The organism is Streptomyces sp. NPDC059224 (assembly GCF_042754285.1).
Lineage (GTDB): Bacteria > Actinomycetota > Actinomycetes > Streptomycetales > Streptomycetaceae > Streptomyces.
The window spans coordinates 42,644-59,531 of record NZ_JBHZAN010000009.1 but is presented as its reverse complement, the minus strand read 5'-3'; the positions used below and the strand labels follow the sequence as shown (position 1 = coordinate 59,531).

The following is a 16,888-nucleotide window of genomic DNA, read 5'->3' as shown; positions in this document are numbered from 1 at the left end:
CCTTCGGCTGCGGCTTTCTTCCGGCGGCTCCGGGGTGATCTTCACGTCGCGCTCGCCCCCGGGCTCCCACCGTCCCCGGGTCGCTCTGGGCTGCGTACGCCGCTACTCGTCCCCATCCACGCTTCTCGCTCCGACCAGTGTACGGCGCCGCACGGACAGCGGCCGACCCGTTTTCCGGGCACCGGCGCCGCCCGGCCGTCCGGCTGTCGAGATGACCCGAATGGCGCGGTACGCGTGTTCGCATCCAGGGATGTCCGGCTCGGCGGATTACCGCGCGGGGAGCTGGGCACAACGCATGCATACCGGCTGCGTGGGGGGTGCGGGGCGGGCGGATCGGGCGGCGTGCCCCGTTGCCGAGGGACTCAGGTCGATTTATCGTCCCAGCACGATTCGCGTGCAAGATCACAATATGTGAAGGGGCCGCGGCCATGGTGGCGAAGAAGACCGCCGTACAGCAGTCGGCGTCCGGCCGATCCAGGGGCGCGGCTGCCTCCGACGGCGACACCGAGGGGGGCGCCAGGAAACGGGGCACGCGCGCGGGAGCGTCCGCCGGGACGGACGAAATGGCTGGTGAGAAGGGCTTTGCCGGGAAGGCGGGCGGGCCGGGGACGCCGGTGGAGAAGGCGGACGGCAAGAAGCTGGACGAAAAGAGAGCGGACGCGAGGAAGGCCGCCGGGACGAAGCCGGCGGGAAAGAGAGCGGCCGGGGCTGCCAAGGGCGTCACGGGGAAGCCGGAGAAGAGCGCCTCCGGGTCCGCGGCGACGAGGACCGCGGCGGTGAAGGGCACGGCCAAGAAGAGCACGGCCAAGAAGGCGGGCGCGGCGCGGGCCGCGAAGCAGACGGGAGCCACGACGGTGGTTGCGAAGAAGACCCCTGGCAGGGCCGCTGCGGCGGCGGACACCGCCGTCCCCAAGGCGCGGGTCGCCACGGCGGCTCCGGGCGAGCTCGCGGTGCGTCCCGGCGAGGACCCGTGGGCGCCTGAGGAGGTCGAGGAGGCGCGCACCGAGCTGATGACCGAGGCACTGCGGCTGCGTGCCGAGCTGGACGCCTCCGACAGCGCCCTGGCCGGTCTGATGCGGGACTCCGGGGACGGCGCCGGTGACGACGAGGCCGACACCGGCACCAAGAACATCACCCGCGAGCACGAGCTGTCGCTGGCCGCCAACGCGCGCGAGATGCTCGAGCAGACCGAGCGGGCCCTGGAGAAGCTCGACGCGGGCACCTACGGACTCTGCGAGAACTGCGGGAACCCCATCGGAAAGGCCCGGATGCAGGCCTTCCCGAGGGCGACCCTGTGCGTCGAGTGCAAGCAGAAGCAGGAACGCCGCTACTGAGCATCGGGGTCGCGTGGGGCGTGCCGTAGTCTCGTCCCGAGGCAGGCACCTAGGTTGAGGGACTCACGTGGCAGAGGCGGAGCGCATCATCGGTACGCCGGAAACTCCGGACGACGGCGGTGAGGAGACGGCGGCACCCGGCGTGTCCGGCGCGGAGCAGCAGGGAGCCGTGGACGAACGGCGGCCCGGGCGCGGACGCCGGATCGCCCTGCTGTTCGCGGTGGCCGCCTTCGCGTACGCCCTCGACCTGGTCAGCAAGATGATCGTGGTCGCGAAGCTGGAGCACCACGCGCCGATCGAGGTCATCGGCGACTGGCTGGAGTTCCACGCGATCCGCAACCCGGGCGCCGCCTTCGGGTTCGGCGGCGCCTTCACGATCATCTTCACGGTGATCGCGGCGGCCGTGATCGTCGTGATCTTCCGGCTGGCCCGCAAGCTCTACAGCTTCCCCTGGGCGGTCGCCCTGGGCCTGCTGCTGGGCGGTGCGCTCGGCAATCTCACCGACCGGATCTTCCGCTCGCCGGGCGTCTTCGAGGGCCAGGTCGTCGACTTCATCGCGCCCAAGGGGTTCGCGGTGTTCAACCTGGCCGACTCGGCGATCGTCTGCGGCGGCATCCTGATCGTCCTGCTCTCCTTCCGCGGCCTGGACCCGGACGGCACCGTCCACAAGGACTGACCGGCGCCGGGACGGCCCGGGCCGGGTGCCGGGGCCGGAGCGCGGGCCGGACGGGCTCGCGTACGGCGCTGTCGGCGCGGTCCGGCATACTCGACGGGTGAGTACCCTTCCCGAGATCCGAACCCTGCCCGTGCCCGACGGCCTGGAGGGCGAGCGCGTCGACGCCGCCATCTCCCGCATGTTCGGCTTCTCCCGCACCAAGGCGGCCGAGCTGGCCGCGGCGGGCAAGGTCCAGGTCGACGGCGCGGTGGTCGGCAAGTCGGAGCGGGTCAGCGGCGGGTCCTGGCTGGAGGTCGAGATGCCGGGGGCGCCCGCGCCCGTGCAGATCGTCGCGGAGCCCGTCGAGGGCATGGAGATCGTGTACGACGACGATGACGTGGTCGTCGTCGTCAAGCCGGTCGGCGTGGCCGCGCACCCCAGCCCCGGCTGGACCGGCCCGACCGTCATCGGCGGTCTGGCGGCGGCCGGCTACCGGATCTCCACCTCCGGCGCCGCCGAGCGCCAGGGCATCGTGCACCGCCTCGACGTCGGCACCTCCGGCCTGATGGCGGTGGCCAAGTCGGAGCGCGCGTACACCTCGCTCAAGCGCCAGTTCAAGGAGCGCACGGTCGACAAGCGCTACCACACGCTCGTGCAGGGCCACCCGGACCCGACCAGCGGCACCATCGACGCCCCCATCGGCCGCCACCCCCAGCACGACTACAAGTGGGCGGTCACGGCCGACGGCAAGCCCTCCGTGACCCACTACGACCTCATCGAGGCGTTCCGCGCGGCCTCCCTGCTGGACGTGAAGCTGGAGACCGGCCGCACCCACCAGATCCGCGTCCACATGGCGGCCCACCGCCACCCCTGCGTCGGCGACCTCACCTACGGCGCCGACCCCACGCTCGCCAAGCGGCTGCACCTGAGCCGGCAGTGGCTGCACGCGGTCCGGCTCGGCTTCGAGCACCCCGGCACCGGCGACTGGGCCGAGTTCGAGAGCGACTACCCGGAAGACCTGAGCAAGGCGCTGGACCAGGTCCGCGAGGAGACGTACGGATGAGCACGCGCGCGTACGACGTACGGGTCGCCGAGGACCCCGCGGACCTGGAGGCGTGCTTCGCCGTGCGCAAGCAGGTCTTCGTCGTCGAACAGGGCGTCCCCGAGGACATCGAGTACGACGCGTACGACCCCGTGGCCCTGCACGTGCTGGCGATCCGCGAGGACGGCGTACCGCTCGGCACCGGCCGGCTGCTGCACGGCGAGGCGGCCCTGGAGAAGACCGGCGGCGACCTGTCCCTCGGCTCCCTGGGTCGGCTCGCGGTCTCCGAGGAGGCCCGCGGCCTCGGCATAGGCGTGGCCCTGGTCCGGGCCATCGAGGACGCGGCCCGCGCGCGTGGCCTGAGCGCGGTGGACCTGCACGCGCAGACGCACGCGCTGGGCTTCTACGAACGGCTGGGCTACGAGCCCTACGGCCCGGAGTACGAGGAGGCGGGCATCCCGCACCAGGGGATGCGGCGCGCCCTGTAGCGCAGCCCGTGCCGGGAGACCGCGTGGCAGGCTGGAGGCCCGCCGTGTGATCGTCGACTCCCGGAGCGCTGGCCGTGGATCAGTTGGCCCTGTTGTTCGTGCTGCTGCTCGGGGCTCTGGTGAGCGTCCCGGTGGGAGACCGGCTGGGGCTGCCGGCGCCCGTGCTGATGACCCTGTTCGGGATCGTCCTCGCGGTGGCCGACTTCGTGCCGAACGTGAACATCCCGCCCGAGCTGATCCTGCCCGCCCTGCTGCCGCCACTGCTCTACGCCGCCGTGCGGCGAACCTCCTGGCGCCAGTTCACGGCCAACAAGCGGCCGATCTTCCTGCTCGCGGTGGCCCTGGTGTTCGTCACCACGGTGTGCGTGGCCGTCGTCGCCGGCGCGATCGTGCCCGGGCTGCCGATCGCCGCCGCCGTGGCGCTGGGCGCGCTGGTCGCCCCGCCCGACCCGGTCGCCGCGACCGCCGTCGCCGGGCAGCTCGGCCTGCCGCGCAGGCTGGTGTCGATCCTGGAGGGCGAAGGCCTCTTCAACGACGTCACGGCCATCGTCCTTTACCACGTGGCGATCGCCGCCGTGGTCAGCGGCACGTTCTCGCCCTGGGGGGCCGGACTGGACTTCCTCCTCTCCGCCGTGGTCGCGGTCGCGGTGGGGCTGGCGCTCGGCTGGGGCGCGAACAAGCTGATGGCCGTGCTCGGCGACGCGACCCTCCAGATCGGCCTGACCCTGCTGGTCCCGTACGTCTCCTACGTCCTCGCCGAGGAACTGCACGGCTCCGGGGTGCTCGCCGTGCTGACCACGGCGCTGTTCATCGCCGAGTACGCCACCGACGCCGACGACGTACTGACCCGGCTCGCCGGATACACCTTCTGGGACATCGTCGACACGCTGGTCACCGGCGTCGCGTTCGGGCTGATCGGCCTGGAGCTGCACAACGCGATCCGTACGGCGTCCGGCCGCTGGGGCGAGCTGCTCGGCTGGGCGGCCGCGACGGTGGGCGTGGTCGTCGTGGTCCGGCTGGTGTGGCTGCTGCCGGCGACCTGGCTGACCAAGCGGCTGCACGCCCGGCGGGACTACGACGAGGAGATCCCGACCGGCTGGCGGGAGACGGTGGTGATGTGGTGGTCCGGGATGCGCGGAGTGGCGTCGGTGGCGCTGGCCCTGGCCATTCCCCTGAAGACCGACGACGGATCCCCCTTCCCGGACCGGGACGAGATCGTCTTCATCGCGTTCGGTGTGATCATGGCGACCCTGGTCCTCCAGGGGCTGACCCTGCCCTGGCTGGTGAAGCGGCTGGGGGTGCGGGCCGACACCGACCAGGAGAAGAAGTTCGAGAAGGAACTTGCGCTGCGGGCGGCGAAGGCCGCACGGCGGCGGCTGAAGGAGATCGAGCAGGTCGAGGACCTGCCGGAGGACGTGACGGAGCAGATGCTGCGGCGGGCCTTCGAGATCGGATTCCGGATCAGTCCCGAGGTGGTGGAGGGCGAGCGGCGCGAGGGCCACGACAAGCGGGCGAAGCGGTTGAAGCGGCTGCGGCGGATCCAGCAGGAGATGCTGAGCGCGGCCCGGCACGAGGTGCTGGCGGCGCGGAGCGAGCAGGGGGCCGATCCGGAGATCGTGGACCGGGTGCTGCGGCACCTGGACGTCCGCAGTCTGCGCTGATCACCTGACGGTCATACGAACGTACGGCGGTTGTGGATATCCGAAGGCGGGGTCGGCGGGGCCCTCGTAGTCTCGGATCATGGCTCGGAACATTGTGATCAGTGGTGGAGGAACGGGGATCGGGCTCGCCGCGGCGCGGGTGTTCGCCGCCGACGGGGACCGGGTGCTGCTGCTCGGGCGGCGCAGAGAGGTGCTGGAGCGGGCGGGGGTGCCGGGAGCCGAGTGGCGTGCCGCCGATCTGGCCGAGCCCGCCGACGTCCGGGATGTGGCACGGTACGTCGCCGACGAGATCGGCACCGTGGACGTGCTGATCCACAGTGCCGGCGGCAACGCTGCGTTCGCGCCGGACGCGGAGGCCGGGGACCCGCTGGACGCCGTCGCCCGTACCTGGACGGGCAACTTCCGGCAGAACACGCTCTCCGCCGTCCTGCTCACGGAGGCGCTCAAGGACCGGCTCGCCGACCCCGGCGGGAGGGTGCTGTTCCTCAGCTCCATCGCCGCCTACCGGGGCTCGGGGTCCGGGTCCTACGCGGCCGCGAAGGCGGCCCTGCATCCCTACGCCCACGATCTGGCGCGGCAGCTGGGGCCGCGTGGGGTCACCGTGAACGTGGTCGCGCCCGGCTACGTCGAGGACACCGGGTTCTTCGGCGGCCCCCTCGAGGAGGAGCGGCGGGCCCGGCTCGTCGCCGAGACGGCGACCGGGCGGGCCGGCATACCGGGTGACGTCGCCGCCACCCTGCACTGGCTGGCCTCCCCGGCCGCCGGGCACGTCACCTCGCAGATCGTCCAGGTCAACGGCGGCGCCGAGCGCGGCCACTGACGGGGAGGGCAGCGGTCAGGCGCCGCGGCCGGTCCGGGGCGGCTCGTGCAGGCGCCGGGGGGCCGTCCCGTCCTGGGAGGGGATGATCCCGCCCGGGGGCAGGACCGCGTCGGCCGTGTTGACCCGGGGCAGGGCGTAGGGGTGCTCGGCGGTCAGCCAGGTGATCATCTGTTCGCGGACGGTGACCCGGACCTTCCAGACGTCGTCCGAGTCCTTGGCGGTCACCAGCGCCCGCACCTGGATCGTGTTCGGCGTGGAATCGGTGACGACCAGGCTGTAGTCCCGCCCGTCCCAGGCGGGGCAGTCGCGCAGGATGTCCCGGAGCTTCTCGCGCATCGGCTCGACCGGTGCCGTGTGGTCGAGGTGCCAGTAGACGACGCCGGTCATCTGCGGGGTGCCCCGGGACCAGTTCTCGAAGGGTTTGGAGGTGAAGTACGACACCGGCATGGTGATCCGTCGTTCGTCCCAGGTCCGTACCGTCAGGAAGGTCAGGGTGATCTCCTCGACCGTGCCCCACTCGCCGTCGACCACGACCGTGTCGCCGAGGCGCACCATGTCGCCGAAGGCGATCTGCAGCCCCGCGAACATGTTCGACAGCGTGGACTGTGCGGCCACACCGGCGACGATGCCGAGGATTCCGGCGGAGGCCAGCAGCGAGGCGCCGGCCGCGCGCATCGCGGGGAAGGTCAGCAGCATCGCCGCCACGGCCACCACGCCGACGACCGCCGTCACCACCCGCATGATCAGCGAGACCTGGGTGCGCACCCGGCGGACCCGGGCCGCGTCGGTGTGGCCGCGGGCGTAGCGGGTGTAGGAGGACTCGACGATCGCCGCCGCGATCCGCACCACCAGCCAGGCCGCCGACCCGATCAGCACCAGGGTCAGCAACTGGCCGACGGCGACCCGGTGGCCCAGGAGCAGCTCGGCCTGGTCGTAGGAGCCTCTGAGCAGGGCGGCGCAGAGGACCAGCTGGTAGGGGATGCGGGCGCGGCGCAGCAGACCCCACAACGGTGTCTCGGTGTGGCGGTCGTCGGCCTTGCGCAGCAGCAGGTCGGTCGCCCAGCCGATCAGCAGGGTGAGGACGACGGCGCCGCCGACGACGATCAGCGGGCGGAGTGCGTTCTCCATGTCCATGGGGTCGAACGTAACCAGAACGGCGGGGTCCTGAACATGCCGGACGGTGTCGAGGGCGTCACACGGACCGTCCGGGCGGGCTGGCACCATGGGCGCATGAACATCATGCTCTTTCACTCGACCTATGGCCTCAGGCCCGCGGTGCGCGAGGCCGCGGACCGGCTGCGTGCCGCGGGGCACGAGGTGTGGACGCCGGACCTCTTCGAAGGGCGCACGTTCGACACCGTCGAGGAGGGCATGGAGTTCAACGAGTCGATCGGCAAGGACGAACTGCTGAAGCGGGCCGTGCTGGCGGCGGCGCCCTACTCGGAGCGCGGACTGGTGTACGCGGGGTTCTCGCTGGGCGCCTCGGTCGCGCAGACGCTGGCGCTCGGCGACGAGCGGGCGCGCGGGCTGCTGCTCCTGCACGGCACCTCGGACATCGCGCCGAACGTCGCGGTGGACGAGCTGCCGGTACAGCTGCACGTGGCCGAGCCGGACGCCTTCGAGACGGACGACTGGCTGAGCGCCTGGTATCTGCAGATGGGCCGGGCCGGCGCCGATGTGGAGATCTACCGGTACCCGGGCGCCGGCCACCTCTACACCGACGCCGGGCTGCCCGACTACGACGAGGAGGCCGCCGAGGCCACCTGGCGGGTGGCGCTCGGCTTCCTCGACACGCTGTAGGGGACGGCTACACCGGGTCGTAGGTGCGCTCGACCTTCTGGGTGCCGCTGCGGGTGCGGTACGAACGCTCCCAGGACGAGGTCGCGTCGGCCTTCGTCCTGTCGGAGAGGACGTAGTAGTCCATCTGCGCCCGGGCCGCGGTGATGTCCAGGATGCCGTAGCCGTGCCGGTCGGTGTCGACCCAGTGCACGTGGCGGTTGGCCAGCTGGATGATCGGCGCGGCGACGGTGGAGACGACACCGGGGGAGACCTTGAGGATGTCGTCCAGGTTGTCGGAGGTCACCGAGGTGACCACGAACTCCGTGGCCGCGGAGGCGGAGAGCGGGTACGTGCCGGCGTCCACCGGCACGTCGTTGGCCCACGCCATGTGGATGTCGCCGGTCAGGAACACCGTGTTGCCGATCGCGTTGGAGCGCAGGTGGGCCAGCAGCTCGCGGCGGTCGTCGGTGTAGCCGTCCCACTGGTCGGTGTTGAGGGCGAGGCCGTCCTGCGGCAGGCCGAGCAGCTTGGCGAGCGGCTTCAGCAGGTCGGCGGAGAGCGAGCCGATGGCGAACGGCGAGATCATCACCGAGTTGCCGACCAGGCGCCAGGTGGTGTCGGAGGCCTTCAGACCGGCCTTCAGCCAGTCGAGCTGGGCGCGGCCGGTGATCGTGCGGTCCGGGTCGTCGACCGAACCGCTGCCGGTGGAGACCTGCTGGGAGCGGAAGGAGCGCAGGTCGAGCAGGGAGAGGTCGGCGAGCTTGCCGAAGCGCAGCCGGCGGTAGGTGGTGCCGGCGATGGCCGGTCGGACCGGCATCCACTCGAAGTAGGCCTGCTTGGCGGCCGCCTGACGGGCCGTCCAGGCGCCCTCGGCGCCCTCGGTGTGGTTCTCGGCGCCGCCGGACCAGGAGTCGTTGGCGAACTCGTGGTCGTCCCAGATCGCGATGACCGGCGCCTTGGCGTGCAGGGCCTGCAGGTCGGTGTCGGTCTTGTACTTGCCGTGGCGTATGCGGTAGTCGGCGAGGGTGATGATCTCGTGGGTCGGCGCGTGTGGGCGCACCACGGTGTCGCGGGTGCCGTACTCGCCGGTGCCGTACTCGTAGATGTAGTCGCCGAGGTGCAGCCACGCGTCCAGGTCGCCGCGGGCCGCCAGGTGACGGTAGGAGGCGAAGTAGCCGGCCTCCCAGTTGGCGCAGGAGACGACTCCGAAGCGCAGGCCGGAGACGGCGGCGTCGGCGGCCGGTGCGGTGCGGGTGCGCGCGACGGCGGTGTCGGTGCCGCCGGCCGAGAACCGGAACCAGTAGTCGGTGGCGGGGGCGAGGCCGCGGATGTCGGCCTTGACGGTGTGGTCGGAGGCGGCGGTCGCGGTGACGGAGCCGCGGGAGACCACGTGGGTCAGCGCCTTGTCGGTGGCGACGACCCAGCTGACCTCGGTGTCGGCGCCCGCACCGGAGCCCGGGGTGGCGTCGGCGCTCGGGGTCACCCGGGTCCACAGCAGGACGCCGTCGGGCAGCGGGTCGCCGGAGGCGATGCCGTGCAGGAAGGCGGGGGCGTCGGAGGCGGCCCGGGCCGGCAGCGCGGCGGCGAGCGGGGCGGCCAGGACAGCCGTCGCCGCCGCGGCCTTGACGACCGTACGGCGGCGCGGGGAGAGGGAGTTGACACCCTCAGAAGCCTGAGTTGATCTGTATCGACTGGTCACGTCCGGTCAGGTTACTGACTGGTACGAACAAGAGCAGGCGAACCGGTGAAAGTTCGCCTGCTCTTCACCCGGAGCTGGTGCCGGGCCTGTGCACAACCGCCCTGTTCACGCCTTGAGGGCCGCGTCCACCACGGAGTTGAAGGCCTCGACCGTCATCGGCGGGTTGCCGTTGGAGTCGGCCGTGAGCATCTTGCCGTTCATGACGAAGCTCGGGGTGCCCGTCACGCCGTCCTTGTTGGTGTCGAACGTCTTCGACATGGCCAGCGCCCAGGCGTCGTACTTACCAGTGTTCACCGCGTCCTGGAAGGACTTGTTGTTCTTCAGGGCCGGTACCGTGTCGGCGACCTCGATGAGGTACTTGTCGCTCTTGAACTTGTCCTCGTCCTCCGACGGGTGCCACTTCGTCGAGTACAGCGCGGTCTTGTACTCCAGGAAGGCCTCGTCGCTGACGTTCAGTGCGGCGCCCATGGCGCTCAATGCGTTCTTGGATCCCTCGCCGCGTGTACCGATCTTGCCCTTGCCGAGCGAGTCGCCGTCGAGGAAGGTGCCGCCGATGTACTGGATCTTGAACTTGCCGTCGTCGATGTCCTTCTTCACCGTCGGGCCGACGGTCTGCTCGAACTGGGCGCAGATCGGGCAGCGCGGGTCCTCGTAGACCTTGAGGGTCTTCGGGGCGGTGGACTTGCCGATCACGACCGTGGTGCCGTCGGTGCCCGTGGTGTTGGCCGGGGCGACCACCTTGGCGGACCTCTCGTCCTCCCAGTAGCCGGGCTTGTTGGCCTGGACGACGGCGTAACCTATGCCGCCCGCCGCGGCCAGCACGGCCACGACCGAGCAGGCCACGATGACCTGGCGCTTGACCTTGGCGCGCTTGGCCTGCTTCTCGCGCTCGACGCGCAGTCGCTCCCGGGCCGCGTTCTTGGCAGCCGCGCTGTTCCGCTTGCTCATGTTGGTGATCTCCATATGGGACGCGCACATGTCGTACGCGGGATACGTGTGGGGGACTCGTCGTGCTCGAACGAGGGGTGTGCTCAAGCCGGAGGACGCTCAGCCGAAGGACGGCGCGAGCGCCCGGGAGCACGGCGGTCCACGCCGTCCCAGGGAGTGCACGAGGACCGGGTTGCGGGCGGTGGCCGTGCGCGGCGCCGGACGCGGCAGCCGCCGTACCGGAGCCGGCCGCACCGTGCCCGCGGCGACCGCGAGGAGCAGCGGGCGGAAGGTGGTGGCGGCGACCGCGCGCAGCAGCTGGGTCAGGGCGCGCTCGCCGCGGCGCAGCCAGGCGGCGGCCAGCAGGCCGACGCCGACGTGCGCGGCCAGCAGCAGCCAGGCGGCGGTCGGGTCGGCGTGGGCGAGGGCCGCGGCGGCCCGGGAGCCGCCGGTCATCTGCGCCAGCGGGGTGCCGACGGCGCCGCCGTGGCACAGCACGTCGAGACCGACCGCGCGCAGCGGGCCGGCGACGGGGCCGCCCGCCCGGCCGTAGCAGGCGTGCTGGCCGGTGGTGAAGACCGTGTCGGCGGCCAGCTCCAGCGGGACCAGCAGGGCCGCGATCCGGCCGAAGCCGCGCTCGCGGGCCGCCAGCGCGTACGCCGTGAGGAACACGCCGGCGGCGACCGCTGCCACCGTGGTCAACGGCAGCGGGGCCCGGGACAGCAGCACGTGCGACGCGGTGCTGAGCGTCACGACGAAGGCCGTGAACAGCGCCGCGCGCACGGCTCTGAGCTGGGTCCCGGATATGTCCATAGCGGTGGAGAGTCTGTCACGTACTCATGTAGGGGACCCCTAAAAGGTCCCTGTGAATCCGCGAAGGTTACAGGCCTGGAATCCGGCCGTTGCGGAACAGGTCGACGAAGATCTGGTGGTCGGCCCGCGCGCGTGCGCCGTAGCTGTGCGCGAAGTCCACGAGGAGCCGGTCGAAGCCCGCGCCGTTGTCGGGGTCCGCCGCGATCGCCGCGTCGATGGCCCGCTCGGTGGAGAACGGCACCAGCGACTCGCCGGAGGTGTCGTCGGCCGCGGAGTGCATCGACGCCGTGGCCCGGCCGAGGTCCGCGACGACCGTCGCGATCTCCTCCGGGTCGTCGATGTCGGCCCAGTCCAGGTCCACCGCGTACGGCGACACCTCGGCGACCAGCTGCCCCGAGCCGTCCAGCTCGGTCCAGCCCAGCCACGGGTCGGCGTGCGCCTGGAGGGCACGCTGGGAGATCACCGTGCGGTGGCCCTCGTGCAGGAAGTAGTCACCGATCGCCGGGTCCGTGATGTGCCGGGAGACGGCCGGGGTCTGGGCCTGCTTGATGTAGATCACGACGTCGTTCTCCAGGGCGTCCGTGGCGCCCTCCAGGAGGATGTTGTACGACGGCAGGCCGGCCGAGCCGATGCCGATGCCGCGGCGGCCGACGACGTCCTTCACGCGGTAGGAGTCCGGGCGGGACAGGGACGACTCCGGAAGCGTCTCCAGGTAGCCGTCGAAGGCCGCGAGGACCTTGTAGCGGGTGGCGGCGTCCAGCTCGATCGAGCCGCCGCCGGCGGCGAAGCGGCGCTCCCAGTCGCGGATCTCCGTCATCGAGTCCAGCAGCTCGAAGCGGGTCAGCGAGCGGGCCGCGCGCAGCGCGCCGAGCAGCGGGCCCTCGGCGCTGTCCAGGGTGAACGGCGGGACCTCGTCGCTCTTGGCGCCGGTCGCCAGCGAGTGGATCCGCTCCCGGTACGCGCCCGCGTACACCTCCACCAGCTCGGTGATCTGCTCGTCGCTGAGCGCCTTCGCGTACCCGATCAGCGCGATGGAGGCGGAGAAGCGCTTGAGGTCCCAGGTGAAGGGGCCGACGTAGGCCTCGTCGAAGTCGTTGACGTTGAAGACCAGGCGGCCGTTGGAGTCCATGTACGTGCCGAAGTTCTCCGCGTGCAGGTCACCGTGGATCCACACACGCGAGGTGCGCTCGTCCAGGAACGGCCCGCTGTACGGCCGCCCACCGCCCCGCCCGGCGTTCTCGGCGTCCACGTCGTGGTAGAAGAGCGCCGCCGAGCCCCGGTAGAAGGCGAAGGCCGAGGCCGCCATCTTCCGGAACTTCACGCGGAACGCGGCCGGGTCGGCGGCCAGGAGCTCGCCGAAGGCGGTGTCGAAGACGGCGAGGATCTCCTCGCCGCGCTGCTCGTCGTTGAGCTGGGGGACCGACATCGCTGGGTGCCTCCTGGTACGGGTGATGCGTGACATGTGGGGCGGATCTCTCCTCCGGGCCAACGTGCGAGGGTCCGGGGGAGTGCCCGCCTTCTTCGCCTGAAGGTACGCGGGGCGGTGGGCGGATTGTCAGTGCCGAGGCATAGGATTTCGCCGTCCCACCAGACTGTCCGCAGTCGGTCCGCAGTCGGTCGGAAGATCGTCGACGCCTGTTTCCTCTGGAGGCCGAAACCGTGTCAAAGCCGCCGTTCACGCACCTGCACGTCCACACCCAGTACTCGCTGCTGGACGGTGCCGCGCGGCTGAAGGACATGTTCAACGCCTGCAACGAGATGGGCATGACGCACATCGCCATGTCCGACCACGGCAACCTGCACGGGGCGTACGACTTCTTCCACACCGCGCAGAAGGCCGGAGTCACCCCGATCATCGGGATCGAGGCGTACGTCGCCCCCGAATCCCGGCGCAACAAGCGCAAGATCCAGTGGGGCCAGCCGCACCAGAAGCGGGACGACGTCTCCGGCTCCGGCGGTTACACCCACAAGACGATGTGGGCGGTGAACAGCACCGGCCTGCACAACCTCTTCCGGCTCTCCTCCGACGCCTACGCCGAGGGCTGGCTGCAGAAGTGGCCCCGGATGGACAAGGAGACCATCGCCCAGTGGTCCGAGGGGATCGTCGCCTCCACCGGCTGCCCCTCCGGCGAGCTCCAGACCAGGCTCCGTCTCGGCCAGTACGACGAGGCACTGAAGGCGGCCGCCGACTACCAGGACATCTTCGGCAAGGACCGTTACTTCCTGGAGCTGATGGACCACGGCATCGAGATCGAGCACCGGGTCCGCGACGGCCTCCTGGAGATCGGCAAGAAGCTCGGCATCCCGCCGCTGGTCACCAACGACTCGCACTACACGTACGCGCACGAGGCGACCGCCCACGACGCCCTGCTGTGCATCCAGACCGGCAAGAACCTCTCCGACCCGGACCGCTTCAAGTTCGACGGCACCGGCTACTACCTGAAGTCCACGGACGAGATGTACGCCATCGACTCCTCGGACGCCTGGCAGCAGGGCTGCGCCAACACCCTCCTCGTCGCCGAGATGGTGGACACCACCGGCATGTTCGAGGCCAAGAACCTCATGCCGAAGTTCGACATCCCCGAGGGCTACACCGAGGTCACCTGGTTCAAGGAGGAGGTCCGCCGCGGGATGGCGCGCCGCTTCCCCGGCGGCGTCCCGGAGGACCGCCAGAAGCAGGTCGAGTACGAGCTGGACGTCATCATCCAGATGGGGTTCCCCGGCTACTTCCTCGTGGTCGCCGACTTCATCATGTGGGCCAAGAACAACGGCATCGCGGTCGGCCCCGGCCGAGGCTCCGCGGCCGGCTCGATCGTCGCGTACGCCCTGGGCATCACCGACCTCGACCCGATCCCGCACGGTCTGATCTTCGAGCGGTTCCTCAACCCCGAGCGCGTCTCCATGCCTGACGTCGACATCGACTTCGACGAGCGCAGGCGCGTCGAGGTGATCAGGTACGTGACCGAGAAGTACGGCGCCGACAAGGTCGCCATGATCGGCACCTACGGCAAGATCAAGGCCAAGAACGCCATCAAGGACTCCGCGCGCGTGCTGGGCTACCCGTACGCGATGGGCGACCGCCTCACCAAGGCGATGCCCGCGGACGTCCTCGGCAAGGGCATCGACCTGGACGGCATCACCAACCCCTCGCACCCGCGGTACAACGAGGCGGGCGAGATCCGCGGGATGTACGAGAACGAGCCGGACGTCAAGAAGGTCATCGACACCGCCAAGGGCGTCGAGGGCCTGGTCCGGCAGATGGGTGTGCACGCGGCCGGCGTGATCATGTCCAGTGAGCCCATCGTGGACCACGCCCCGATCTGGGTGCGGCACACCGACGGCGTGACCATCACGCAGTGGGACTACCCGCAGTGCGAGTCGCTCGGCCTGCTGAAGATGGACTTCCTCGGCCTGCGCAACCTGACGATCATGGACGACGCCGTCAAGATGGTGAAGTCCAACAAGGGCATCGACCTCGACCTGCTGGCCCTGCCGCTGGACGACCCGAAGACCTTCGAGCTCCTCCAGCGCGGCGACACCCTCGGCGTCTTCCAGTTCGACGGCGGGCCCATGCGCTCCCTGCTGCGCCTGATGAAGCCCGACAACTTCGAGGACATCTCCGCCGTCTCCGCGCTCTACCGTCCCGGCCCGATGGGCATGGACTCGCACACCAACTACGCGCTGCGCAAGAACAAGCTCCAGGAGATCACCCCGATCCACAAGGAGCTGGAGGAGCCCCTGGAAGAGGTCCTGGCCGTCACCTACGGCCTGATCGTCTACCAGGAGCAGGTGCAGAAGGCCGCGCAGATCATCGCCGGCTACTCGCTCGGCGAGGCCGACATCCTGCGCCGCGTGATGGGCAAGAAGAAGCCCGACGAGCTGGCGAAGAACTTCGTCCTCTTCCAGAAGGGCGCCCGCGACAAGGGCTTCAGCGACGAGGCCATCCAGGCCCTGTGGGACGTGCTGGTGCCCTTCGCCGGATACGCGTTCAACAAGGCGCACTCCGCCGCGTACGGCCTGGTCTCCTACTGGACCGCCTACCTCAAGGCGAACCACCCCGCCGAGTACATGGCCGGGCTGCTCACCTCGGTCAAGGACGACAAGGACAAGTCGGCCGTCTACCTCAACGAGTGCCGCCGCATGGGCATCAAGGTGCTCCCGCCGAACGTCAACGAGTCGGTGCACAACTTCGCCGCCCAGGGCGACGACGTGATCCTCTTCGGCCTGGAGGCCGTGCGCAACGTCGGCACGGGCGTCGTCGAGTCGATCATCAAGGCCCGCAAGGCCAAGGGGAAGTTCGCCTCCTTCCCCGACTACCTGGACAAGGTCGACGCCACCGCCTGCAACAAGCGGACCACGGAATCCCTCATCAAGGCGGGCGCCTTCGACGCCCTCGGGCACACCCGCAAGGGCCTCACCGCCCAGTACGAGCCGATGATCGACAACGTGGTGCAGGTCAAGCGCAAGGAGGCCGAGGGCCAGTTCGACCTCTTCGGCGGGATGGGCGAGGAGGACAGCAGCGAGCCCGGGTTCGGCCTGGACGTGGAGTTCACCACCGACGAGTGGGACAAGACCTATCTGCTCGCCCAGGAGCGGGAGATGCTCGGTCTGTACGTCTCCGACCACCCGCTCTTCGGCCTGGAGCACGTGCTCTCCGACAAGGCCGACGCGGGCATCGCACAGCTGACCGGCGGCGAGCACGCCGACGGCGCGGTCGTCACCATCGGCGGCATCATCTCCGGCCTCCAGCGCAAGATGACCAAGCAGGGCAACGCGTGGGCGATCGCCACCGTCGAGGACCTCGCGGGCTCCATCGAGTGCATGTTCTTCCCGGCGACCTACCAGCTCATCTCGACCCAACTCGTCGAGGACGCGGTCGTCTTCGTCAAGGGCCGCCTCGACAAGCGTGAGGACGTGCCCCGCCTGGTGGCGATGGAGCTGGCGATCCCGGACCTGTCCGCCGCGGGCGCCAACGCACCCGTGGTCCTCACCATCCCCGCCACCCGGATCACCCCGCCGATGGTCAGCCGCCTCGGCGAGATCCTCAGCCATCACAAGGGCGACAGCGAGGTCCGCATCAAGCTCCAGGGCCCGACCAAGACGACCGTGCTGCGCCTGGACCGGCACCGGGTGAAGCCGGACCCGGCCCTGTTCGGCGACCTGAAGGTACTGCTCGGCCCGTCCTGCCTGGCCGGATAGGTGCCCTGCCGGGCCGGACAGGGCTTCTGCCCGGCCCGGCCCGGAGCGCGCGGAAGGGGCGCACCCGCCTCGGGTACGCCCCTTCGTCGTGCTCGGGCTTCAACCGCCCTGGCGGACCTGGTGAGTCCGGTCAGTTGTGGCCGAAGCTCTTCTGCTTCTTACGAGCAACATCCGCGGGGCTGCCCTGGATGTGCGACACCGGCGACTCGTGGGATTCCGACGGCGTACGCTGCGCGTGCTCGAGACCCTGCTCGGTCTGCGCCGCGCGGTTCTGGGAGCCACCCTGCTTGCGGTTCTTGTTCTTGGCCATGGTGATCTGCCTCCTGTGGGGGATCTAGGGGCCGAATTCAGATTCACATAGGCTGACAACAGACGCATTTCGGATAATTACCGTGTGTGACAGGGTTTGTCGGAGAGCAAGGTGCCGAAACGCCACGCCGAAGATCGAGTTCGGGCCGTTAACCCCCGTGG

Annotated in this window: 14 protein-coding genes; 8 read left to right on the top strand and 6 right to left on the bottom strand. The window is 70.3% G+C overall.

Annotation, left to right across the window (positions count from 1 at the left end; translation table 11 throughout):
• Positions 1-563 precede the first annotated feature (563 nt).
• From ACFXI4_RS11545 to ACFXI4_RS11520, 6 genes are all read left to right on the top strand, one after another.
• Positions 564-1,334: a TraR/DksA family transcriptional regulator gene (locus tag ACFXI4_RS11545; protein ID WP_384989581.1), complete on the top strand. Its 771-nt coding sequence runs from the start codon at positions 564-566 to the stop codon at positions 1,332-1,334.
• Between the two features lie 67 nt (positions 1,335-1,401).
• Positions 1,402-2,010 carry a signal peptidase II gene (gene lspA / locus ACFXI4_RS11540; protein ID WP_384989580.1) on the top strand — a complete coding sequence of 203 codons (609 nt, stop codon included), beginning with the start codon at positions 1,402-1,404 and terminating at the stop codon, positions 2,008-2,010.
• 97 nt (positions 2,011-2,107) lie between these two features.
• On the top strand, positions 2,108-3,052 hold the full coding sequence (locus ACFXI4_RS11535; RefSeq protein WP_384989579.1) for an RluA family pseudouridine synthase: 945 nt from the start codon (positions 2,108-2,110) through the stop codon (positions 3,050-3,052).
• On the top strand, positions 3,049-3,519 hold the full coding sequence (locus ACFXI4_RS11530) for a GNAT family N-acetyltransferase (protein WP_362720019.1): 471 nt from the start codon (positions 3,049-3,051) through the stop codon (positions 3,517-3,519). The genes ACFXI4_RS11535 and ACFXI4_RS11530 overlap by 4 nt, the downstream gene beginning before the upstream one ends.
• Positions 3,520-3,593: 74 nt before the next feature.
• Complete coding sequence (locus ACFXI4_RS11525) at positions 3,594-5,180, top strand: Na+/H+ antiporter (protein ID WP_384989578.1); 1,587 nt, start codon at positions 3,594-3,596, stop codon at positions 5,178-5,180.
• 79 nt (positions 5,181-5,259) lie between these two features.
• Positions 5,260-6,000, top strand: coding sequence for an SDR family NAD(P)-dependent oxidoreductase (locus ACFXI4_RS11520; protein ID WP_384989577.1), 741 nt, complete (start codon positions 5,260-5,262; stop codon positions 5,998-6,000).
• A gap of 15 nt (positions 6,001-6,015) precedes the next feature.
• On the opposite strand, the gene ACFXI4_RS11515 is transcribed toward ACFXI4_RS11520, so the two are convergent.
• Entirely contained in the window at positions 6,016-7,128 is a 1,113-nt protein-coding gene (locus ACFXI4_RS11515; protein WP_384989793.1) for a mechanosensitive ion channel family protein, read from the bottom strand.
• A gap of 102 nt (positions 7,129-7,230) precedes the next feature.
• Between ACFXI4_RS11515 and ACFXI4_RS11510 the strand changes: the two genes are divergently transcribed.
• Positions 7,231-7,800, top strand: coding sequence for a dienelactone hydrolase family protein (locus ACFXI4_RS11510; protein WP_362720012.1), 570 nt, complete (start codon positions 7,231-7,233; stop codon positions 7,798-7,800).
• Positions 7,801-7,807: 7 nt separating this feature from the next.
• On the opposite strand, the gene ACFXI4_RS11505 is transcribed toward ACFXI4_RS11510, so the two are convergent.
• The 4 genes from ACFXI4_RS11505 to ACFXI4_RS11490 all read right to left on the bottom strand — a co-directional run bounded on the left by ACFXI4_RS11505 (position 7,808) and on the right by ACFXI4_RS11490 (position 12,644).
• Positions 7,808-9,478: an alkaline phosphatase D family protein gene (locus ACFXI4_RS11505; RefSeq protein ID WP_384989575.1), complete on the bottom strand. Its 1,671-nt coding sequence runs from the start codon at positions 9,476-9,478 to the stop codon at positions 7,808-7,810.
• A 105-nt stretch (positions 9,479-9,583) separates the two neighbouring features.
• Positions 9,584-10,426 (bottom strand): thioredoxin domain-containing protein, encoded by an 843-nt coding sequence (locus ACFXI4_RS11500; RefSeq protein WP_384989573.1) that lies wholly within the window; start codon positions 10,424-10,426, stop codon positions 9,584-9,586.
• A 99-nt stretch (positions 10,427-10,525) separates the two neighbouring features.
• Positions 10,526-11,218, bottom strand: coding sequence for a hypothetical protein (locus tag ACFXI4_RS11495; protein WP_384989571.1), 693 nt, complete (start codon positions 11,216-11,218; stop codon positions 10,526-10,528).
• A gap of 67 nt (positions 11,219-11,285) precedes the next feature.
• Positions 11,286-12,644 carry a DUF2252 domain-containing protein gene (locus ACFXI4_RS11490; RefSeq protein ID WP_362724839.1) on the bottom strand — a complete coding sequence of 453 codons (1,359 nt, stop codon included), beginning with the start codon at positions 12,642-12,644 and terminating at the stop codon, positions 11,286-11,288.
• A gap of 233 nt (positions 12,645-12,877) precedes the next feature.
• Here ACFXI4_RS11490 and dnaE point away from each other — a divergent pair, with 233 nt between their 5' ends.
• Positions 12,878-16,417 carry a DNA polymerase III subunit alpha gene (gene dnaE, locus ACFXI4_RS11485; protein WP_362724842.1) on the top strand — a complete coding sequence of 1,180 codons (3,540 nt, stop codon included), beginning with the start codon at positions 12,878-12,880 and terminating at the stop codon, positions 16,415-16,417.
• 130 nt (positions 16,418-16,547) lie between these two features.
• Here dnaE and ACFXI4_RS11480 read toward each other — a convergent pair whose 3' ends face one another.
• Entirely contained in the window at positions 16,548-16,727 is a 180-nt protein-coding gene (locus tag ACFXI4_RS11480; protein ID WP_384989569.1) for a hypothetical protein, read from the bottom strand.
• Positions 16,728-16,888: the final 161 nt, after the last annotated feature.